General features: G+C 64.2%; 13 protein-coding genes. 8 read left to right on the top strand and 5 right to left on the bottom strand.

Annotation, left to right across the window (positions count from 1 at the left end; all coding sequences use genetic code 11):
* The first annotated feature begins 104 nt into the window (after positions 1–104).
* From MMB74_RS13360 to MMB74_RS13340, 5 genes are all read left to right on the top strand, one after another.
* Entirely contained in the window at positions 105–671 is a 567-nt protein-coding gene (locus MMB74_RS13360) for a cytochrome b (protein ID WP_277429119.1), read from the top strand.
* Between the two features lie 108 nt (positions 672–779).
* Positions 780–1346 (top strand): YceI family protein, encoded by a 567-nt coding sequence (locus tag MMB74_RS13355; RefSeq protein WP_277429118.1) that lies wholly within the window; start codon positions 780–782, stop codon positions 1344–1346.
* A 94-nt stretch (positions 1347–1440) separates the two neighbouring features.
* The gene (locus MMB74_RS13350; RefSeq protein WP_277429257.1) at positions 1441–2019 is read left to right on the top strand and encodes a YceI family protein; all 579 of its coding nucleotides are present in this window, start codon (positions 1441–1443) and stop codon (positions 2017–2019) included.
* 299 nt (positions 2020–2318) lie between these two features.
* Positions 2319–3596: an MFS transporter gene (locus MMB74_RS13345; protein ID WP_277429117.1), complete on the top strand. Its 1278-nt coding sequence runs from the start codon at positions 2319–2321 to the stop codon at positions 3594–3596.
* 201 nt (positions 3597–3797) lie between these two features.
* Positions 3798–4295: a hypothetical protein gene (locus MMB74_RS13340; protein WP_277429116.1), complete on the top strand. Its 498-nt coding sequence runs from the start codon at positions 3798–3800 to the stop codon at positions 4293–4295.
* Positions 4296–4436: 141 nt separating this feature from the next.
* On the opposite strand, the gene secF is transcribed toward MMB74_RS13340, so the two are convergent.
* From secF to queA, 5 genes are all read right to left on the bottom strand, one after another.
* Complete coding sequence (secF, locus tag MMB74_RS13335; RefSeq protein WP_277429115.1) at positions 4437–5387, bottom strand: protein translocase subunit SecF; 951 nt, start codon at positions 5385–5387, stop codon at positions 4437–4439.
* Positions 5388–5416: 29 nt separating this feature from the next.
* Positions 5417–7462, bottom strand: a complete 2046-nt coding sequence (gene secD, locus MMB74_RS13330; RefSeq protein ID WP_277429114.1) for a protein translocase subunit SecD — start codon at positions 7460–7462, stop codon at positions 5417–5419.
* Positions 7463–7553: 91 nt separating this feature from the next.
* On the bottom strand, positions 7554–7883 hold the full coding sequence (gene yajC / locus MMB74_RS13325; protein ID WP_277429113.1) for a preprotein translocase subunit YajC: 330 nt from the start codon (positions 7881–7883) through the stop codon (positions 7554–7556).
* A 168-nt stretch (positions 7884–8051) separates the two neighbouring features.
* On the bottom strand, positions 8052–9236 hold the full coding sequence (gene tgt / locus MMB74_RS13320) for a tRNA guanosine(34) transglycosylase Tgt (RefSeq protein WP_277429112.1): 1185 nt from the start codon (positions 9234–9236) through the stop codon (positions 8052–8054).
* Positions 9237–9393: 157 nt separating this feature from the next.
* Complete coding sequence (gene queA, locus MMB74_RS13315; protein ID WP_277429111.1) at positions 9394–10443, bottom strand: tRNA preQ1(34) S-adenosylmethionine ribosyltransferase-isomerase QueA; 1050 nt, start codon at positions 10441–10443, stop codon at positions 9394–9396.
* 126 nt (positions 10444–10569) lie between these two features.
* Here queA and recG point away from each other — a divergent pair, with 126 nt between their 5' ends.
* The 3 genes from recG to MMB74_RS13300 all read left to right on the top strand — a co-directional run bounded on the left by recG (position 10570) and on the right by MMB74_RS13300 (position 14341).
* Positions 10570–12765, top strand: a complete 2196-nt coding sequence (recG, locus tag MMB74_RS13310) for an ATP-dependent DNA helicase RecG (protein ID WP_277429110.1) — start codon at positions 10570–10572, stop codon at positions 12763–12765.
* A gap of 219 nt (positions 12766–12984) precedes the next feature.
* Complete coding sequence (locus tag MMB74_RS13305; protein WP_277429109.1) at positions 12985–13944, top strand: hydrogen peroxide-inducible genes activator; 960 nt, start codon at positions 12985–12987, stop codon at positions 13942–13944.
* Between the two features lie 265 nt (positions 13945–14209).
* Positions 14210–14341: a hypothetical protein gene (locus MMB74_RS13300; protein WP_277429108.1), complete on the top strand. Its 132-nt coding sequence runs from the start codon at positions 14210–14212 to the stop codon at positions 14339–14341.
* Positions 14342–14402 lie beyond the last annotated feature (61 nt).

Genomic DNA, 14402 nt, shown 5'->3' with positions numbered 1-14402 from the left:
GCCACGCTCGGCCGTCGTCTGGACGTTTTGCGCGCCGGGCGCCGCCCCGCAAGAATGAGCGGCTTCGGGTAGCATGACGACCATACCCTATTCGTAGCATGGCAATGACACACCGCGATTTGTTTACCGTCGATTACGACGAGCGTTATACGTCCACGGCGATCAGCTTGCATTGGCTCATTGCCGCGCTGATGATCTGCGGCTTCGCGCTCGGCTGGATCATGACGAGCATTCACGGCTTCACGCCGGCCAAGCTGCGTTACGTCTCGTGGCACAAGTGGATCGGGGTGACGGTGTTCGCCCTCGCGACGCTGCGCATTCTGTGGCGCGCCACGCACCGCGCGCCGCCATTGCCGCTCGGCACGCCAGCGTGGCAGCGGACGGCCGCGCACCTCGTTCATGCGTTGCTGTACGTGCTGATGATCGTCATCCCGATCACCGGCTATTTGTTCAGCTCGGCGTCGAACGTGCCGGTCGTCTATCTCGGCATCGTACCGCTGCCGCGGTTGATCGCGCCCGATCCGACGCTCAAGGCGGTGTTCAAGACGGCGCACCTCGCTCTGAACTACACCTTGGCGGCGCTCGTGCTGGCCCACGTAGGCGCCGCGCTCAAGCATCAGTGGGTCGATCGAGACCGCTTGCTGTCTCGGATGCTGCCGTTTTTGAAATAAAGCCGAGATAGAGTCGGTTCGTTAGCGAGATCGATCCGATGCCGCCGCCTGCCTGCGCCGCCCGCAAGCAACCTGAAAGAAAAACGACGTCAACCAGGAAGGACCGTTATGAAAGCTTCGTTTTACCGCTACATGATCGCCGCATTCGCGGCCGCCTCGATGGCGGCCACGAGCCTCGCCTTTGCGCAGGCGGATGCGGCTAAGAGCACGATCAGCGCCATCTCCAAACAAATGAACGTGCCGGTCGAAGGCAAGTTCAAGAAGTTCGACGCTAAAGTGAGCTTCGATCCGGCCAAGCCGGCCGCGGCAAGCGCGCAGTTGAGCGTCGACGTCGGCAGCTACGACCTCGGCGACGACAGCTACAACGAACAGGTGCGCGGCAAAGAATGGTTCGATGCCAAGACGTACCCGAAGGCGACGTTCGTGTCGTCGTCGATCGCCTCGGCGGGGCCGAATAAATACAACGTGACGGGTACGCTCACGATCAAAGGCAAAGCGCAGACCGTCACGTTCCCGATGACGGTTGCACAGCAAGCCGGCGCGCAAACATTCGACGGCGCCGTGCCGATCAGCCGCCTGAAGTTCGACGTCGGCACCGGCGAGTGGAAAGACACCTCCACGGTCGCCGACGAAGTCACCATCAAGTTTCATATCGTCGTACCCAAGAAGTCGTAAAGCCGCTGCGAAAGTCTCACCGCATCGGGCTTGCATCGTCATCGTTTGCTCGCCGCCCGGCCGGGCGGCTACCCATCAGGAGAATCCATTGAAGATCCATACGCTCATTAGCGCAGCGTTGGCCGCTGCTTCGATCGCCTCGCTCAGCCCCGCCTTCGCGGCCGACACGTATCAGCTCGATCCGAATCACACTTACCCGAGCTTCGCCGCCGATCACTTCGGCGGGCTGTCCGTCTGGCGCGGCAAATTCACGAAGACGACGGGCACGGTCACCCTCGATCGCAAGGCTAAAACCGGCTCGGTGGACGTGACGATCGACGCCGCTTCGATCGACACGGGCAATGCGACGCTCAACGAGCATTTGCAAGAGGCCAATTTCTTCGACGTGAAGCAATATCCGAAGGCAACCTACAAAGGCACGCAAATCAAGTTCGATGGCGACAAGCCCGTCGAAGTGATCGGCACGTTGACGTTGCACGGCGTGAGCAAGCCCGTGAACCTGAAGATCGAATCGTTCAAGTGCATGCAGCATCCGATGCTCAAGCGCGAAGTGTGCGGCGTCGAGGCTGCGACCGATTTCCCGCGCGATGAATTCGGCCTCGATTTCGGCAAGACGTACGGTTTCAACATGGACACCAAGCTCGAAATTCAAGCCGAGGGCATCAAGCAGTAAGCGCCGAAGTTCGCACCGGCCGACGGGTCGGGCGTGGCTCGAGCGGCGTGCAGCCGCCCTGGGGAGCCGCTTGACCGCCACGCAAACGCGTAGTCGAAAACCGCCCGCGAGCCCTTCGCTTCGGGCGGTTTTTTCGTTCCCTGAGAATCGGCGCGTTGCATGTGGCATTTTTGCGGGCCATACTTGGCGCCAGCCGCCAAGCGGGGTGCATTTGGTTGTGTACGCACCTAATTCGGCGCAACGGCGTGGCCTTCGCTGCAAGCGGCGCTGCGCCGATGATTCCTCAACGGGAGACAGGCATGAGTGATACGTTGGCGGCAGCATCGATGACTTCGCGTGGCCATATCTGGCGCGCCGTCGTAGCGACTTCGATCGGCAATGCGCTCGAGTGGTTCGATCTCGTCGTGTACGGTTTTTTCGCGGTCGTTATCGCGAAGTTGTTCTTTCCCGCGGGCAACGACACCGTCTCACTATTGCTCACGCTCGGCACCTTCGGCGTGTCCTTCTTCATGCGTCCGCTCGGCGCGATCGTGATCGGCGCTTATGCCGATCGCGCCGGGCGCAAAGCGGCCCTCACGCTCTCGATTCTGTTGATGATGCTGGGCACTGCGATCATTGTCGTGTTGCCGACCTACCAGCAGATCGGCATTGCCGCGCCGCTCATTCTTGTGCTCGCGCGTTTGATGCAGGGCTTCTCGGCCGGAGGCGAGTTCGGCAGCGCGACGGCATTTCTCGCAGAGCACGTGCCGCATCGGCGCGGCTTCTTCGCGAGTTGGCAGGTGGCGAGCCAGGGGCTCACGACCGTGCTAGCGGCGGTGTTCGGCACCGTGCTCACGGGCACGCTCACGCCCGACCAGTTGATGGCTTGGGGCTGGCGTGTGCCGTTCGTGTTCGGCTTGCTGCTCGGGCCAATCGCTTACTACATTCGCTCGCATGTCGACGAGTCCCCCGAATTTCTCGCCGCGGAAACGACCCCATCGCCGCTGCGAGACACCTTCGCCGGGCAGAAGGTGCGGCTCTTGATTGCGATCGGCATCGTCGTGCTCGGCACGGTGGCTACTTACTTGGTGCTGTTCATGCCCACCTACGGCGTGAAGCAGTTGGGTTTGCCTCCGTCCGTGGCGTTTTCGGCCGTCGTGCTGACAGGGCTGATCCAAATGATCGGTTCGCCGGTGGTCGGTCATTGGTCCGATAGGATCGGCCGGACAGGCCTGATGCTGACGTCGGCCGCCCTCATGCTCGTGCTCGTCTATCCCGCGTTCGCCTGGCTCGTCGCCCGGCCGAGCGCCGCGACGCTGATTGCCGTGCAAATAGCCTTGGGCGTGATGGTTACCGGTTATTTTGCGGCGTTGCCGGGCTTGCTGTCGGAAATCTTCCCGGTTGCGACGCGCACGACCGGACTATCCCTCGCCTACAACATCGCGGTGACGATCTTTGGCGGCTTCGGGCCATTCATCATTGCTTGGCTGATTCGCGCGACGGGCGAGAAGGTCGCGCCGAGTTTTTACTTGATGTTCGCCGCGCTGGTGAGCTTCGTTGCGCTCGTTGCCGCGCGCAGGGTGCTTGGGTTCAAGTGAGGGTGCGCTTGGATCGGCGAATGATAGGAGATGTGAAGAGTGTGACTTGATGAGACGGCCGACGCCGCAAAAACCGCCGCGCTATATAAGAAGCACGCGCCGTTCGCGTTCATGCTGTTGCGTCCCGAAACAACCCGTAACGTGTGGGAGAGAAGCGTCTTCATAGAATCCACTCACCGCAACTTGTTTTAGGAGATTCGGATGACGAAGACGAAGCGTTGGACGCTCTTGGCGGCAACCGGTGTGACGGTGCTTGCATCGACGATGGCATTCGCTGCGGGCAGCGATACGGGTAGCACGGTGGCTGCGGGCACGCTGGGCGGCCAAACCTCGTTGAGCGCGACCTCGGGCGCAGATACGAGCGGCACGGGCGGCATGGCCACTGGCGCGGGCGCCGGTGCAAAAGCAGGCGTGGATTCCGGCACGAATGCAGGAGTGAAGACGCCGGGCGCTGCCGGTACGAATGCGGGTACCCATGCCGGTGCGGCGACGTCCGGTCAAATGGGAGCGGAGGGCGCCGCTCAGTCGAACGGGCAGGATGCGGCGAACACGGACAAGCGCACCGCCGGCGCGCGCACGCGCACGCACGCTACCGGAAAAGCGAGCACCCACGCCCGCACCTCGGCCAAGCATCGCCATCACGCCGTCAAGCCAACCCCGACGGATAAGTCGAGCCCCCCGGACTCTAGCGGAACGTAATCGCTGAGCTTGATTGCAGAAAGCGGGCAAAGAAAAACGGCGCGCAGCGGTAAGAACCGCGTTGCGCGCCGTTTTCGCCGTAGCGTCCCGAAGCTTTCCGAATAGGCCTGCGGGCCAGCTAGCGCCTAAGCAACTCGATGCTCAAACCTCCGCACCGGCGTTCGGATCGCTCGGATCGTGGCGAGGTTTCTTTTCCTTGAGCAAGTCTTCACGCTTCACGCCGAGCCACATCGCGAGCGCGGCCGCGACGAACACGGACGAGTAAATGCCGAAGCAGATACCGATCGTCAGCGCGAGCGCGAAATAATGCAGTGTCGGCCCGCCGAACAAGAACATCGACAGCACCATCATCTGCGTGCAGCCGTGCGTGATGACCGTGCGCGACATCGTGCTCGTGATCGCGTGGTTGATGACTTCCATCACCGTCATCTTGCGTTCGCGGCGGAACGTCTCGCGGATCCGGTCGAAGATCACGACCGATTCGTTCACCGAGTAGCCGAGCACGGCCAGCACTGCAGCGAGGACCGACAGCGAGAACTCCCATTGGAAGAAGGCGAAGAAGCCGAGAATGATCACGACGTCGTGCAAGTTCGCGATGACGCCGGCCACGGCGTACTTCCATTCGAAGCGAAACGACAGATAGATGACGATGCCCGCAACGACGCACGCGAGCGCGAGCAAGCCGTCGGTGGCCAGTTCCTTGCCCACCTGCGGGCCGACGAACTCGACGCGCTGAAGTTGCACGGACGCGTTTTGCGTCTTGAGCGCGGTCATGACCTGCTCGCTCTGTTGCGAGGAGGTCAAGCCTTGCTTCAACGGCAGCCGAATCATGACGTCGCGCGACGTGCCGAACGTCTGCACTTGCGCGTCGCCATAGCCCAGTGTGCCGAGCGTCGTGCGGACCGGCTCGAGCTGTGCGGCTTGCGGATACTGAACTTCGATGACGGTGCCGCCCGTGAATTCCACCGACAAGTGCAGGCCGCGATGCAGCAGAAAAAACACCGCCGCGAAGAACGTCAAAAACGAGATCGCGTTGAAGATCAACGCGCGCTGCATGAAGGGAATATCCTTGCGGATACGGAAAAATTCCATGTTCTTGTCTCCCGGTCCTCGTGAACCGATTAGCGGGACGAGCCCGGTTTGCGCGGCGCCGCGTTCTCGCGCGCGCGATTGCGCAGAACCGGCTTCGGGCCGCTGCGTCCGCCTTTGCTCTTCGGTTGCGCTGCGATCGCTTTCGTGGCTCGCATCGTGTCCGTATCGGCATCTACGCCGAGGCTTGCTTGCGGCTGCGAATAAGCCATCGCTTCGGCGCCTGCCGGACGCCAAACTTGGCCGATCGCGAGCGTCTTCAGCTTTTTCTTGCCGCCGTACCAGGCATTGACGATACCGCGCGAGAAGAACACGGCCGAGAACATGGACGTCAAGATGCCGATGCAGTGGACGATGGCGAAGCCGCGCACCGGGCCCGAGCCGAAGGCGAGCAGTGCGAGGCCGGCGATCAGCGTCGTCACGTTCGAATCGAGAATCGTCGCCCAAGCGTGCGCGTAGCCGTTCTGAATCGCCAACTGCGGCGGTGCGCCGTGACGCAGTTCTTCGCGCACGCGCTCGTTGATGAGCACGTTCGAGTCGATCGCCATGCCGAGCGCGAGCGCGATAGCGGCGATGCCCGGCAGCGTGAGCGTCGCTTGCAGCATCGACAGCACGGCGATCAGCAACAGCAGGTTCACCGACAGGCCGATCACCGAGACGAGACCGAACAGCAGATAGTAGGCGACCATGAAGATGGCGATCGCGGCAAAGCCGTAGATGACCGAATCGAAGCCCTTCTTGATGTTGTCGGCGCCGAGGCTCGGCCCGATCGTGCGCTCTTCGATGATGTCCATCGGTGCGGCGAGCGAGCCCGCGCGCAACAGCAAGGCGAGATCGGTGGCCGCTTGCGGCGTGGGTTGGCCCGTGATCTGGAAGCGATCGCCGAGTTCGGACTGGATCGTCGCGACCGTCAGCACCTGGCCCTTGCCCTTCTCGAACAGCACCATCGCCATCGGCTTGCCGATGTTGTCGCGCGACACGCTCGCCACCGCACGGCCCGCCGACGAGTTCAGGCGGATGTTGACGGAGGGGCGCTGGTGCTCGTCGAAGCCGGCCGACGCGTCGATGATGCTGTCGCCGGTGAAGATCACTTGCTTGCGCAGCAGCACCGGTGCTTGGCTGCCTTCGGTGAAGAGCTCGTCGCCCGGGGGCACAGCCTCGCCGGGGGCGGGATGGGTATTGACCGGATCGGCCAAGCGCGCCTCGAGCGTGGCCGTGCGGCCGATGATTTCCTTGGCTTTCGCCGTGTCTTGCACGCCCGGCAGTTCGACGACGATGCGGTCGGCGCCTTGTTGCTGGATCACGGGCTCGGCCACGCCCAGTTCGTTGACGCGGTTGTGCAGCGTCGTGATGTTTTGCTTGACGGCTGCTTCCTCGACCGCGCGCTGCTGCGCGGGCGCGAACGTGCCGACCACTTGCACGCCGCCCGCGGCGGCCGCTTGCGTGGTCCATTGCAGTTCCGTGACCGCGCGGGTGAGCTCGGCGCGGGCTGCGTCGGCCGTCGCTTGATCGGCGAAGGCGATCACGACCGATTGGCCGACGCGATTGACGCCGCCCTCGCGGATGTTCTTGTCGCGCAAGAGCGTGCGCGCATCCGATGCGTCGGAGTCGAGACGCTTGTTCAGCGCGCCCGCCATGTCGATTTGCATCAGGAAGTGAACGCCGCCGCGCAAGTCCAGGCCGAGGTACATCGGCAGCGCGTGCAGCGCCGTGAGCCAGCGCGGCGAGGCGCTTTGCAGGTTCAGCGCAACGACGTACTGCGGGTCGTTGGGATCGGGGTTCAGCGCTTTTTGCAGCACGTCCTTCACGCGCAACTGCGTGTCGGTGTCCTTCAAGCGAACGCGAATGTTGGCGTTGGCCGAGGCCGTGTCGACCGTGATGTCGTCGGGCTTGATCTGATTGGCCGCGAGCGCCGCTTCGACTTCAGCGTAGGTGGACGTGTCGAGCTTGACCGTCGCCTTGCCGCTGAGCACCTGCACGGCCGGCGCTTCGCCGTAGAAGTTGGGCAATGTGTAGAGAAGGCCGATGAGGAGCGCCACGGCCATCAAGACATATTTCCAAAGGGGATAGCGATTCATGAGGGAGCCGAACGGGTGGGTTGGCGTGGTGGCGGTGCGCCGCTCGCCCGCCGGGCCGCATCGGGCCGGGCAGGACGGGCGGTGAGCCGCATTAGAGCGACTTGATCGTGCCCTTCGGGAGAATCGTCGTGACGGCCGATTTTTGCACGGTGATTTCCGTGCCTTCGGCGATTTCGACGCCGACGTACGCTTCGCCGACCTTCGTTACCTTGCCGACCATGCCGCCGCTCGTCACGACTTCGTCACCCTTGGCCATCGCGGCGAGCATATTGCGATGCTCCTTTTGACGCTTCATCTGCGGGCGAATCATGATGAAGTACAGCACCGCGAACATGAGGATGAGCGGCAAAAAGCTCATCAGGCTCGACTCGGCGCCGCCGCCGGTTGCGCCTTGCGCGAATGCGTTGGAAATCAGCGACACGTTGGTTTCTCCGTAAGTGACGATCGGGACGATCTGAAGCGATCGAAAAATAGCCGCGTATTTTACCACCTAGACCGAATCGGGCGGCCGCGGAGCCTTGGCGCGCGTCAGCCCGGCGCCGCCGGCGTCCGTTGCGGCGCTGGGCAAGCACGATTTCGCCCGGCGCCGCTATTCGACGCCGCGTGCGCGCTCGTCTCGAAAACGCTGACGAAATGCCTCGAACGTGCCCGTTTCGATGGCTTCGCGCATGTCGCTCATGAGTTCGAGGTAGTAATGCAGATTGTGGATCGTATTGAGTTGCGCGCCGAGAATCTCGCCGACTCGATGCAAATGATGCAAATAGCCGCGCGTGAAGTGACGGCAGGTGTAGCAACCGCAGGTTTCGTCGAGCGGGCGCAGCGAGTTCTTATGCGTTGCATTGCGGATTTTCACGTCGCCGAAGCGCGTGAAGAGCCAGCCGTTGCGCGCATTGCGCGTGGGCATGACGCAATCGAACATGTCGATGCCCGCGGCCACGCCGGCGACGAGATCCTCGGGCGTGCCCACGCCCATCAAGTAATGCGGTTTATCGGCCGGCAGCTTCGGGCCGACGTGCTCCAACACGCGCATCATTTCCTCTTTCGGCTCGCCCACGGACAGGCCGCCGATAGCCAGGCCGTGAAAGCCCGCTTCCGACAAACCGGCGAGCGATTCGTCGCGCAGGTCTTCGAACATGCCGCCCTGGACGATGCCGAACAGCGCGTTCGGATTGGCGAGCCGCTCGAATTCGTCGATCGAACGCTTGGCCCAGCGCAGCGACATGCGCATCGACGCGGCGGCGTCCTCGTGCGTCGTCGGCACGCCGTCGGTCGCGTACGGCGTGCATTCGTCGAATTGCATGACGATGTCGGAGTTCAGCACCTTTTGAATCTGCATCGAGACTTCGGGCGAGAGGAACAGCTTGTCGCCGTTCACGGGAGAGGCGAACGTCACGCCGTCCTCGGTGATCTTGCGCAGATCGCCTAGCGAGAAGACTTGGAAGCCGCCCGAATCGGTGAGGATCGGGCGCCGCCAGCCCATGAAGCCGTGCAGGCCGCCATGCGCGGCGACGGTCTCGAGCCCCGGGCGCAGCCAGAGATGAAAGGTGTTGCCGAGGATGATCTGCGCGCGAATCTCTTCGAGCTCGCGCGGCTGGACCGCCTTCACCGTGCCGTAGGTGCCGACCGGCATGAAGATCGGCGTTTCGACCACGCCGTGGTTCAGCGTCAAGCGGCCGCGGCGCGCGCGGCCGTCGGTCCGAAGCAGCTCGAACTTCAGGCCCCCGAGGCCCGGTGCGGGCGAGGGGGCGTTATCGATGGTATGACCTTCGGTCATATTGGACTCCTATCGCAGCCGGGATACGCTTGGCATGGGCCTCGAGCGGCGCTCTGGCGCGCCGACGCTGGCCTGCTGCCTGCCCGGCGCAGGGAAAGGGGGCGCGGCCGGTGTCTAGGCGGCCGCCGCTTGGGTAATTCGATTATGCCGTTCGCCTTCAGCTTGCGGCCTTCGTCAGCAACATGGCGTCGCCGTAGCTGAAGAAACGATAGCGTTGCTCGATCGCGTGCCGGTACGCCTCGCGGATCGTCTCGATGCCGGCGAACGCGCTCACGAGCATGAGCAGCGTCGATTTCGGCAAATGAAAGTTCGTCACGAGCCGGTCGACCACGCGGAAACGATAGCCGGGCGTGATGAAGATGTCGGTTTCCGCGCTGGCGGCGGCGAGCGGCCGGCCGGCGGCGTCCGCGTCCCGCGCCGCGGCTTCGAGCGCGCGCATGGAGGTCGTTCCCACGGCGATCACCCGGCCGCCTCGCGCCCGCGTGGCAGCGATCCTATCGACGAGCGTCTGCGGCAACTGATACCACTCGCTGTGCATCTTGTGCTCGGAGATGTTCTCGACGCGCACGGGCTGGAACGTGCCCGCGCCCACATGCAGCGTCAGCGTCGCACGCTCGACGCCCTGCTGGTCGAGCCTGGCGAGCAGCGCCTCGTCGAAATGCAGGCCGGCGGTGGGCGCCGCCACGGCGCCCGGGTTCTGCGCGAACACGGTTTGATAGCGCGTTTCGTCGGTGGCGTCGGGATCGTGCTCGATGTAAGGCGGCAGCGGCAAGCGGCCGTAGCGCTCGATGAGCGTCAGGCAAGCTTGCGGAAAGTGCAGCGTGTAGAACGGTTCGATGCGCTCCCCCACGGTCACGTCGAATGCGTCGGCCAGCCTGAGCGTCGTGCCGGGCGCGGGGCTCTTGCTCGCGCGAATTTGCGCGAGGGCCGTCTGCTCGCCCGTCAGGCGTTCGACGAGCACTTCGATCTTGCCGCCGCTCGCCTTCTGGCCGAAGAAGCGCGCCTTGAGCACTTTGGTATCGTTGAACACGAGCAAATCGCCGCGGCGCACGCAGTCGGGTAGCTCGGCGAAACGCCGGTCGACGAAACGCGGCGGCGAGGCCGTCGCATCGACTTCGAGCAGGCGGCTGGCGCTGCGCTCGGGCAGCGCCGTCTGCGCGATGAGCTCGGGCGGTAGATTGAAATCGAAATCGGAAAGCGTGAACATGCAGCGTTGATCGGCGGCGGGGCGCGGCGAGACGGCTCACGAGCCGCTATGATCGCAAAGCGGCGCCGATGCGGCCCGCACGCCGTTCGTCCAGAGAAAACCGTCATTGTACTTGCCAGGAGCGTAATGCCGTTGCCCCGATCGCGCCCGACCGATTCCGCCGCAGAGGCGCAACCGGCTGTCAAGACCACCGCGAAGGCCGTCGCTAAGGCCGTCGAGACCGCCAAGCCCGCGAAGGCCGCCAAGCCGGTCAAGCCTTCCAAGCCGGTCGACAAGCTCGCCAAGCTTGGCTTGACGCGCGACATCGATCTCGTGCTGCACCTGCCGATGCGCTACGAAGACGAGACGACGCTCACGCCCATCGGCGAATTGCTGCCGGGCGAGACGGCGCAAACGGAAGGCGTCGTCGTCGACAATGAAATCGCTTATCGGCCGCGGCGGCAGCTCGTCGTGAAGCTGCGCGACGCCGAGGGCGCGGAACTGGCCCTGCGTTTTCTGAACTTTTACGGTTCGCAGGTCAAGCAAATGGCGATCGGCGTGCGGCTGCGCGTGCGCGGCGACGTGCGCGGCGGTTTCTTCGGGCTCGAAATGGTTCATCCGACGGTGCGCCCCGTCGACGAAGGCACGCCGTTGCCGCAAGCGTTGACGCCCGTGTACCCGAGCACCGCGGGCGTCTCGCAGGCCTATCTGCGCAAGGCGATCGACAATGCGCTCGAGCGCACGCCGCTGCCGGAGATCCTGCCCGAGCCCATCGCCAAGCAGTACTGCGGGCCGCTCGCGCTGCCGCCGCTCGAGCAGGCCGTACGCGTGCTGCATCACCCGAGCGCGAGTGCGGACGAGGCGGCGCTGATCGACGGGACGCATCCGGCGTGGACCCGCATCAAGTTCGATGAGTTGCTTGCGCAGCAGCTCTCGCTCAAGCGCGCTCACGAGGAGCGGCGCGCCCGTTCCGCTCCGGCCATGCCGCCGGGCCGGGCGGGCGGCGCGCACGGTACGCTCGTCGCCCGGCTGTTGGCCGCGCTGCCGTTCGAACTCACGCGCGCGCAGATGCGCGTCGTGGGCGAGATCGCGGCCGATCTGGCTGCGCCTCATCCTATGCAGCGGCTGTTGCAGGGGGACGTGGGTAGCGGCAAGACGGTCGTCGCCGCGCTGGCCGCCGCACAGGCCATCGATTGCGGCTACCAGGCAGCCATGATGGCGCCCACCGAGATTCTGGCCGAGCAACACGCACGCAAATTGCGCGGCTGGCTCGAGCCGCTTGGCGTGAGCGTCGCCTGGCTCGCGGGCAGCTTGAAAGCGAAGGACAAACGCGCGGCCGTCGAAGCGGCGGCTTCAGGCACGGCGCGACTCGTGATCGGCACGCACGCGATCATCCAGGACACGGTCGAGTTCGAGCGGCTCGGCCTCGTGATCGTCGACGAGCAGCATCGCTTCGGGGTCGCGCAAAGGCTGGCGTTGCGCGCGAAGGCCGATCGCGCGGCCGACGGCGCCGCCGGGTTTCAGCCGCACCAGTTGATGATGTCGGCCACACCGATTCCGCGCACGCTCGCCATGACCTATTACGCCGATCTGGACGTGTCGACGATCGACGAACTGCCCCCGGGACGCACGCCCATCGTGACGAAACTGATCTCGGACGCGCGCCGCGACGAGGTCATCGCCCGCGTGCGCGATGCTGCGTTGAAGGGGCGTCAGGTGTATTGGGTCTGCCCGCTCATCGAAGAAAGCGAGACGCTGCAGTTGCAAACGGCGATCGAGACCTACGAGACGCTCGTCGCCGCGCTGCCCGAGCTGCGCGTCGGCCTCGTGCATGGACGGCTGCCGCCCGCCGAAAAGGCGGCGGTCATGGAGGCGTTCTCGCGCAACGAGGTGCAGTTGCTCGTGGCCACCACGGTCATCGAAGTGGGCGTCGACGTGCCCAATGCATCGCTCATGGTGATCGAGCATGCGGAGCGGTTCGGCCTCGCCCAACTACACCAGTTGCGAGGACGCGTGGGGCGCGGCAGCGCCGCCTCGATCTGCGTGCTGCTCTATAGCAATCCGCTGTCGCTGACGGCGCGCGAGCGGTTGAAAACGATGCGCGAGACGACCGACGGGTTCGAGATCGCGCGCCGCGACTTGGAGATTCGCGGGCCGGGCGAATTCCTCGGGGCGCGCCAGTCGGGCGCGGCCATGCTGCGTTTCGCCAGTTTGGAAAACGACGCTTGGCTCATCGAGCCGGCCCGCGAAGCGGCGGCGCGGCTGATCGAGCGTCATCCCGATGTGGTGCTGCAACACTTGGCGCGCTGGCTCGGCGGACGCGAGCAGTTCCTGAAAGCGTGAGGGCGGCGGCACCGTAACCGCTCTGTCGGCTGCCGGGCAGCGAGCGGTTGGCCGGGGCGATGGGGCCAGGGTGGCATATGCGCGCTCAGGCGCATCGCTGCTGCGTCGAGGCCGCCGGTCACGCCGTCCGGCTGAAAGCACCTGTCCCCCTGTTGGCGAATCGGCGTCTCGGGTGTATAAGATAAACCTATCGATTTCAATGTCCTGATTGGTCCCCCAATGACGCTCACTGAATTGAAATACATCGTTGCGGTTGCGCGCGAACGGCATTTCGGCCGCGCCGCCGAGGCGTGCTTCGTCAGCCAGCCGACCCTCTCCGTGGCTATCAAGAAGCTCGAAGACGAACTGAACGTGCAGATCTTCGAGCGTGGGACGAGCGAAGTCAGCGTGACGCCGATCGGCGAGCAAATCGTCACGCAAGCGCAGCGGGTGCTCGAGCAAACGCTCGCCATCAAGGAGATCGCGAAGCAGGGCAAGGACCCGCTCGTCGGGCCGTTGCGCCTGGGCGTCATCTATACGATCGGGCCTTATTTGCTGCCCACATTGGTCAAGCAAATGATCAAGCGCGTTCCGCAGATGCCGCTGATGCTGCAGGAAAATTACACGCTCAAGCTGATCGAGCTGCTCAAGCAGGGCGAGATCGACGTGGCGATCATGGCGTTGCCGTTTCCCGAAACGGGGCTCATGGTGCGCCCGCTCTATGACGAACCGTTCGTCGTCGCGCTGCCGGCGGGGCACGCCTGGGAGTCGCGCAAGAAGATCGACGCAAGCGACCTGAAGCAAGAGACGATGCTGCTGCTCGGCACGGGGCATTGCTTTCGGGACCACGTGCTGGGCGTCTGTCCCGAACTCATGCGGTTTTCCCAAACGGCCGACGGCATTCAGAAGACGTTCGAAGGGTCCTCGCTCGAAACCATCCGCCATATGGTGGCGAGCGGCGTCGGCATTACCGTGCTGCCGCGCATGTCGGTGTCCGAGGTGCGGGCGCACGCCGGCGGCCCCGATGCCGGGCTGCTCAGCTATGTGCCGTTCGACGAGCCGGTGCCCGATCGACGCGTCGTCCTCGCTTGGCGCAAGAGTTTCACGCGCATGCCCGCCATCGACGCGATCAGCGAAGCCATCGCGGCCTGCGAGCTGCCGGGCGTGAACAAGCTCGACATGCCGGCTGTCGTCAATTGACGGACGCAAGGCCCGTCGGCAACCGTCGGGCCGAACGCCGATTCGCCTATTCACCTATCTAGTCAGACCCATCGCTGCGATGCGCGGTGGCGCTTCGGCCGCCGCGGCATGTCGCGTCACCGCCCCGCCCGAGCCGGGCGGTAGCCGCTTCGAATGAATGCGGCTATCGAATAGATAAAAATAATTGAATTCGCTTTTTTGATAGTTTTCTTTATTCTTCTCTCCATACCGCGCCGCTCGAGCGCTCACGCAGAGGGAAGAAGTCATGTCGCAATTGATTGTCCGCGTCGTTTCGTCGTCTCGCCGCGCCCGAACGGGCGCTCGGCTGGCCGTTTCGCTGCGTCGCTCGCGCGCGGCCGTCGTTTCGCTGCTGGCCAATCGCGCGCTCGGGGCTTGAGCGCGCGGCCCCCCGCTCGCCAATCGCAGTTGCCGACCGGCTAGACCAAGACCTTACGCGC

This window comes from Trinickia sp. Y13, from assembly GCF_029522115.1.
GTDB lineage: Bacteria > Pseudomonadota > Gammaproteobacteria > Burkholderiales > Burkholderiaceae > Trinickia.
The sequence above is the reverse complement of the archived record's forward strand: the minus strand, read 5'-3'. Positions and strand labels throughout refer to the sequence as shown.